The organism is Hyphomonas oceanitis SCH89, from assembly GCF_000685295.1.
Classification (GTDB): domain Bacteria; phylum Pseudomonadota; class Alphaproteobacteria; order Caulobacterales; family Hyphomonadaceae; genus Hyphomonas; species Hyphomonas oceanitis.
Map to the genome: position 1 here is coordinate 117,701 of NZ_ARYL01000007.1, position 6,332 is coordinate 124,032.

The window sequence follows — 6,332 nt, forward strand, 5'->3', positions numbered from 1 at the left end:
GGGAGCGCCACGGCCTTGTGGCTGACCGTTCGCGGGTTATTCCCGGGTTATTGAAGGGTCAGGAATTTGTGTCGGCATGGCTTGCGGCGTGAACGCGCTCAAGCTTGCGGATCGTGTAGGCAAAATCATTGCCCTCAGCGGCCTCGAAATGCTCGGACGTATGTTCGCGCCATTCATGCTCGTCGAGTTCCGGGAAATAGGCGTCGCCTTCGGGATAGGATTCGACATCTGTCAGGTAGATGCGGTCAGCGAGCGGCATGGCCAGCGTGTAGATGGCCTCGCCGCCGATCACGAAGGCTTCTTTGCGGCCATCGCGCGCGGCAACCGCCTTGGCGGCATTCATGGCGGCGATGAAGTTGGAATAGACGCGCGCGCCGGGAGCATCATAGGTCCAGTCGCGCGTCATCACGATATTCTCGCGACCGGGCAGGGGGCGCTTGGGCAGGCTTTCCCACGTCTTGCGGCCCATGATGATAGGATTTCCCATGGTTATGCGCTTGAAGAACATCATGTCGCCCTTCAGGCGCCATGGGAGTTCGCCGGCGGCCCCGATGACGCCATTGCGGCCACGGGCAACAATCAGGCTCAGTTTCACGTCATTCTGCATGGATGAAGGATGCAACTTTCAGCTTTTTCGTTGACGGACGGCTTTTTTGCCTCGCCTTGTTAAGCATGTGAGACACATTCTTTTGGGGTGTAATCAACCGGATTTGTCAGATATCCGTCACGAAACGCAGTTGCAGGGGCATGGCGTGCTGAATTCCTTTCTCTCGATAATTACCAACGGTAATACAGGACAAGCGCTTCCGGTTTTGGTTGCGCTCGCACTCACCTTTACAGCGATATACATGCTGAAAGGGCGTGCTTGGGCGCTTATGTATGTCGCTTTGATACCTTTCCTGAACTGGTCTTTCGGCGTGATCCCGGAGTTCGAGATTCTGGACAAAAGCGCGAGCTGGCCGCGTGGCCTGTCGCTGCATCCGATGACCATTGTGACGGGTATGGTGTTTGTTGTGCGCGATTTTGTGCAGCGCGAGATGGGGCACCGCGTGCTGGCCGTGATGGCGATGGCTGTGGCGTGGTCATTTTTCTATGCGTGGCCTGTGATTGCGCTGGCCAGTGGCATTGCCTTCGCGGTCTCCGAGGGCGTCGACTGGCTGATGTTCACGTTTACGAAGTACCGGTTGTCGACACGCATCCTGTTGTCGAGCGCGCTGGCGGCGCCTGTCGACACGACGGTGTTCCTGTATGGCGCTGACCTAGCCAAACAGCTGAACTTCAACGGATCGATCCTTCACGGTCCGGTCACCCTGCCGATCATTCGCTTATTCTGGGATCATGCGTGGATAATGCCGCTGCCCGATGGAAATACGTTCCACATTGCCAACTGGGTGGTGTTCGTGATCGGCAAGATGGTGGGCGCGGTTGCCGTGTCGATGATCATGCGGCGGCGTGAAAACCTCGGCCTGGTAAACCCGGCCGAGGCTTGAGGCATTAGCTTGGGTCTTTTTCCAGAAGACCGAACCGGGCTTTCATGCCGGCAAGGCCGGCGCCGACCAGCGGTGCGAGCAGGAACAGCCAGAGCTGTGACATGGCATGGCCGCCTGCAAACAGGGCCGGACCGAAACTGCGGGCCGGGTTGACCGAGACGCCTGTCACCTGAATGCCGACAATGTGGATCGCGGTGAGTGTCAGGCCAATCGATAGGCCCGCCATGGGCGTTGGTGCGGCCAGATTGGTCGATCCGAGGATGACGATCAGGAAGAGGAATGTTGCGACCACTTCGAATATGATGGCCGCCATCAGGCTGTACTCGCCGAGGTAACCCGTCCCCCAGCCATTCTGTCCGAGACCGTCAACGGCGACGTCATAGCCGTTCTGGCCGCTGGCGATAAGGAAGAGGATGCCTGCGCCAATCGTGGCGCCGATGAACTGGGCAAGCCAGTAGGTGAGCATCGTCTTGCCGTCCATGCGGCCAGCGATAAAGGCGCCGAAACTGACGGCGGGGTTTACGTGGCAGCCGGAGATATGGCCGATGCCGTAGGCCATCGCCACGATGGCGAGGCCAAAGGCGAAGGCTATGCCGAGTTGCCCGACCTGGTCGCCGGCAAGAACCGCCGACCCGCAACCAAAAAGAACGAGTGTCAGGGTGCCGATAAGCTCGGCTGCAAAGACTTTCATGGTTTTCCCTCCCAGGAATGAGGCGGCCCCACGCCGCCTGGGCAGGATTTTGATGCAGTTTTCCGCATTGGGCAATTGACATGCATTGTGCGCCCGCTAATAAAAAGAGACGTTATCTTATAACACTAAATACAGGTTTCCTCCCCCATGAAATACCTTCTAGCTGCAGTGGCCACCGCGCCGCTCCTTGCCGGCATGGCGCACGCGCAAGCCGAAGACGAAGTCCGCATCGAACAACCTGTTATCGTGACCCTGCCGGGGCCGCAGCGCACGGCCGGTGAAATGGTCAGCAATGTTGCCGCGCTGGACCGCAAGGATCTTGTTGAGGATATGTCCTCGACGCTGGGCGATACGCTGGACCGCCAGCCGGGCGTTGCCTCGACCTCGTTCGGGCAGGGCGCCAGCCGTCCTATCCTGCGCGGCCTTGGCGCCGAGCGCGTTCAGGTGCTGACGAATGGTATCGGCGTGATCGACGTATCGGCGGCGAGCCCGGACCACCAGGTAGCCGCGGACGGGATTGATGCTGTGAAGGTGGAAATCCTGCGCGGCCCTGCAGCGCTGGTTTACGGCGGGCAGGCGATTGGCGGCGTGGTCAACGTGATCGACGGCCTGATCATGGAAGACCTGCCAAAACGGCCCTTCGCGGGCGAAGCCTATGCGGCGAGCAATAGCGTCAATGACGGCACGGAGACCGGTGGGCGCGTGCAGGGCGTGATGGGATCGCTTGTTGGCACGCTGACGGCCTCGACGCGCGACTTTGGCAATTATGATATTCCCTCGTCGGCGCAGTCTGATCGCCTGCGCGCCGTAAACGGCGAACCCGCAGGACCCGACGGTGAATTGCCGAACTCGTTCGTGCAAACAGATTCCCTCGCGGGCGGCCTGACATGGGTTGGCGAGAAGGGCTTCCTTGGCGGCGCAGTGCGTCAACAAAGCTCGCAATATGGCCTTCCCCTGGAAGAGACCGCCTATATCGACCTGAAGCAGACGCGCTATGACATGCGCGGTGGGCTGAACATCGACAATGGCTTTCTGACGAAGGTGACGGGGTCGGCCTCGGTTGCCAATTACGAACATACCGAATTTGAAGGACCAGGCGAGCCGGGGACCAAGTTTGAGACCGACGGTTTCGAGGGACGGCTGGAAGTCGGCCATGTGCTGGGCCCGCTCGAAGGCGAGTTTGGTATCCAGTATGCGGATAGTTCGCTCGACGCGATTGGCGACGAGGCATTCATCACACCGACGGACACGAAAAGCGTTGGTGTCTTCCTCTATGAGACCCATGACTTTGACAGTGGCCTCGGGATTGAAGGTGGACTGCGCGCTGAGCAGGTCGATCTCGACAATGAAGGCGCCGGCAAGGTGAGCTTTGATTTGGCCAGCGGCTCTGCCGGTGTGCACAAGCACTGGGATTCCGGCTGGTTCCTCGGAACGCAGGTGTCATGGGCCGAACGGGCGCCGAACCAGAGCGAGCTGTTCGCTGACGGTCCGCACCTGGCGACAGAGCAATACGAAGTCGGCGATGCGACGCTCGGCAAGGAGCGCGGGCTGAACCTGGAAGGCACGGCGCGCTGGGAAAACGACACGATGAGCTTCGGCGCGAACCTGTTCCTGACGGACTTCTCTGACTTCATCTATCTCGCCGCGACGGGCGCAGAACTGGATGACCTTCCGGTCTTTGAATTCCGCCAGCAGGACGCGCAGTTCACCGGCGGCGAACTCTTTGCCAATTACCAGCTACTGGATGGGCCGTTGAAAGCGGACTGGAAGTTCGATGCCGGGCTCGACTTCGTCAACGCAGAATTCGATGATGGTTCGGATGTGCCCTATGTGCCGCCGGTGACGCTGAATGCCGGCGCTGAAGCCGACTGGGGCGCACTGGCGCTGGGTGCGAAGCTGACATGGGCCGGTGACCAGGATTCGCCGGGCGTCGGCCAATTAGCGACGGATGGCTATGTGACGGCCGACCTGCATGCTGACCTTGATATTGCGCGCTACGGCTTTGGCCGGACCGGAACGAAACTGTTCCTTGAGGCGCGCAATGTGAGCGACGAGGAAGTACGCATGGCAACCAGCGTTCTGAAGGACAGCGTGCCAATGCCGGGCCGGAATATCCGCGCAGGCATCCGCTACCTGTTCTAGTCCTGCCGTTTAAGTACCCGGGTTTCGCGTTAACGCGCGCGGTCCGGGTATTTCCCTATTTCGGTTCCCGGCCAACCGGTGCACCGTACTGGCTAATCTTCAGGCAGGAGCGGGCATGACGTCGGTTACCAAGGACTATGCGGCCATCACGGATGGAATCAATCACGGCATTTCGGGGCTACGGCAGACCGACGCGCTGGAAACAATTACGGCTTTCAGCGCAATGTCGAAGGCGGCCATGGGCGATGGCGCGCTCGACAAGAAAACGAAGGAACTGATTGCCCTTGCGATCGGCGCAGCCAAACAATGCGATGGCTGTATCGGATTTCACACCAAAGCCCTGAAGCGTCTCGGCGCGACGGATGAAGAGGTGGCAGAAACACTCGGCGTTGTCGTCTATATGGGCGGTGGCCCCGGCCTGATGTATGCCGGGGATGCTTGGACAGCCTGGCAGGCCCTGAAGCAGGGGTAAGCGGCCCCGATCAGACCGCCACAGGTGCCTTGATATGGGCGTGAGGCGTGTAGTTCTCGACCTTGAAGTCTTCATATTCCCAGCTGAACAGGTCGGTCTTGTCGGGATTGAGCGTGATCGAGGGGAGGGGGCGCGGCTCGCGCGTGAGCTGCAGTTTCGCCTGTTCGACATGGTTGAGATAGAGGTGGGCGTCCCCGAACGTGTGGACGAACTCGCCGGGTTTCAGTCCGGTCGCCCGGGCCATCATCAGGGTTAACAGCGCATAGGATGCAATGTTGAAAGGTACGCCCAGGAAGATATCTGCCGAGCGCTGGTAAAGCTGGCAATTAAGCTTGCCGTCCATGACGTTGAACTGGAACAGACAATGGCACGGCGGCAGGGCCATCTCGTTCACATCAGCCGGGTTCCAGGCTGACACGATCAGGCGGCGCGAGTTCGGATTCGTGCGGATTTCGTCGAGGACCCACTGGATCTGGTCGATCACGCGGCCGTCAGGCGCTGCCCAGCTGCGCCACTGTTTTCCATACACGGGACCCAGGTCGCCATTGGCATCCGCCCAGTCATCCCAGATCGAAACGCCGTTATCTTTCAGGTACTTGATGTTCGTGTCGCCCTTCAGGAACCATAAAAGTTCCACGATGATCGAGCGCAGGTGAAGCTTCTTGGTGGTGACCAATGGGAAGCCTTCAGAAAGATCAAACCGCATCTGGCGACCGAAGACGGCGCGCGTGCCTGTTCCCGTCCGGTCGGCCCGCTCGAAGCCCTTTTCCAGGATGTCTGACAACAGGTCGAGATACTGTTTCATGCGGTCCTCGCGTGCGATTCGTTGGTTAAAAGTCTTAACACAAACTTGCTATTGGCGGCCAATATTTGGGCGCTCGGCAAACAAAATATAATGAATGTTATGAAATATAGAGGCTTGTATCCAAGACTATACCAGGACGGGGGGATATAAGACAGTGATTACGGGACAAGTGAAGAGTCTTATCAGGCGTTGGCGCGATGAAACACGCGGCAATGTCGCGATCATTTTTGCCCTGTCCATCATCCCCATCCTTTCCATCGTCGGCGTTGCCATCGACACCCAGATGACGATGACGCAGAAGAACAAGATCCAGTCGATGATCGACAATGCCGTGATATACGGGGCCCGGTCGATGCAGGCCGGCAAGTCGCGCGCCGATGTGACCAAGGATGTGAACCAGTATGTTGCGGCCCTGCTGAAACAGCAGAAGGGTAATGTCTCCTGCACGGGCGTTGCCCTGGAATATGTCGACGGCAAGCAGGACATCAACGCGACGATCATGTGTTCGCAGCCGACAACGCTGTCGAACCTGTTTGGCCAGACCAAGATGGACTTCCGGGTCCGGTCCGGGTCGACCTATGGCATCGGCAAGCTGGAAGTCTCGTTCGTCTTCGACGTGTCCGGATCGATGGGCAATAGCGGCAAGATGAATGATCTTCAGGTCGCGGCGCGTGATGCCGTGGACACACTGATGCCCGCCAATTCAAATCTCGCCAACCCTGATGATGTGCG

The 6,332-nt window shown here is 59.0% G+C and carries 7 protein-coding genes; 4 read left to right on the plus strand and 3 right to left on the minus strand.

Annotation, left to right across the window (positions count from 1 at the left end):
• Nucleotides 1-58: 58 nt before the first annotated feature.
• A complete protein-coding gene (locus HOC_RS06625; RefSeq protein ID WP_035536885.1) occupies nucleotides 59-607 on the minus strand; it encodes a dihydrofolate reductase in 549 nt (182 codons plus the stop codon).
• A 67-nt stretch (nucleotides 608-674) separates the two neighbouring features.
• Here HOC_RS06625 and HOC_RS06630 point away from each other — a divergent pair, with 67 nt between their 5' ends.
• The gene (locus HOC_RS06630) at nucleotides 675-1,490 is read left to right on the plus strand and encodes a hypothetical protein (RefSeq protein ID WP_241766932.1); all 816 of its coding nucleotides are present in this window, start codon (nucleotides 675-677) and stop codon (nucleotides 1,488-1,490) included.
• A gap of 4 nt (nucleotides 1,491-1,494) precedes the next feature.
• Here the strand turns inward: HOC_RS06630 and HOC_RS06635 are convergent, their stop codons facing one another.
• Nucleotides 1,495-2,181, minus strand: a complete 687-nt coding sequence (locus HOC_RS06635; protein ID WP_035536888.1) for an aquaporin — start codon at nucleotides 2,179-2,181, stop codon at nucleotides 1,495-1,497.
• 147 nt (nucleotides 2,182-2,328) lie between these two features.
• Here HOC_RS06635 and HOC_RS06640 point away from each other — a divergent pair, with 147 nt between their 5' ends.
• Together HOC_RS06640 and HOC_RS06645 are read left to right on the plus strand one after the other, a co-directional pair.
• Nucleotides 2,329-4,323, plus strand: coding sequence for a TonB-dependent receptor (locus tag HOC_RS06640; protein ID WP_035536891.1), 1,995 nt, complete (start codon nucleotides 2,329-2,331; stop codon nucleotides 4,321-4,323).
• Nucleotides 4,324-4,438: 115 nt separating this feature from the next.
• Entirely contained in the window at nucleotides 4,439-4,795 is a 357-nt protein-coding gene (locus HOC_RS06645; RefSeq protein WP_035536894.1) for a carboxymuconolactone decarboxylase family protein, read from the plus strand.
• A 10-nt stretch (nucleotides 4,796-4,805) separates the two neighbouring features.
• On the opposite strand, the gene HOC_RS06650 is transcribed toward HOC_RS06645, so the two are convergent.
• Nucleotides 4,806-5,600, minus strand: a complete 795-nt coding sequence (locus HOC_RS06650; RefSeq protein WP_035536897.1) for a thymidylate synthase — start codon at nucleotides 5,598-5,600, stop codon at nucleotides 4,806-4,808.
• A 154-nt stretch (nucleotides 5,601-5,754) separates the two neighbouring features.
• Here HOC_RS06650 and HOC_RS06655 point away from each other — a divergent pair.
• Nucleotides 5,755-6,332, plus strand: a 578-nt coding sequence (locus HOC_RS06655) for a TadE/TadG family type IV pilus assembly protein (protein ID WP_162174811.1), incomplete at its 3' end; no start/stop codon positions are given.

Excerpts from the sequence above, each read along its gene's own strand:
- HOC_RS06625 (WP_035536885.1), bottom strand. The coding sequence starts at position 607 with ATGCAGAATGACGTGAAACTGAGCCTGATTGTTGCCCGTGGCCGCAAT.
- HOC_RS06635 (WP_035536888.1), bottom strand. The coding sequence starts at position 2,181 with ATGAAAGTCTTTGCAGCCGAGCTTATCGGCACCCTGACACTCGTTCTT.
- HOC_RS06640 (WP_035536891.1), top strand. The coding sequence starts at position 2,329 with ATGAAATACCTTCTAGCTGCAGTGGCCACCGCGCCGCTCCTTGCCGGC.
- HOC_RS06645 (WP_035536894.1), top strand. The coding sequence starts at position 4,439 with ATGACGTCGGTTACCAAGGACTATGCGGCCATCACGGATGGAATCAAT.
- HOC_RS06650 (WP_035536897.1), bottom strand. The coding sequence starts at position 5,600 with ATGAAACAGTATCTCGACCTGTTGTCAGACATCCTGGAAAAGGGCTTC.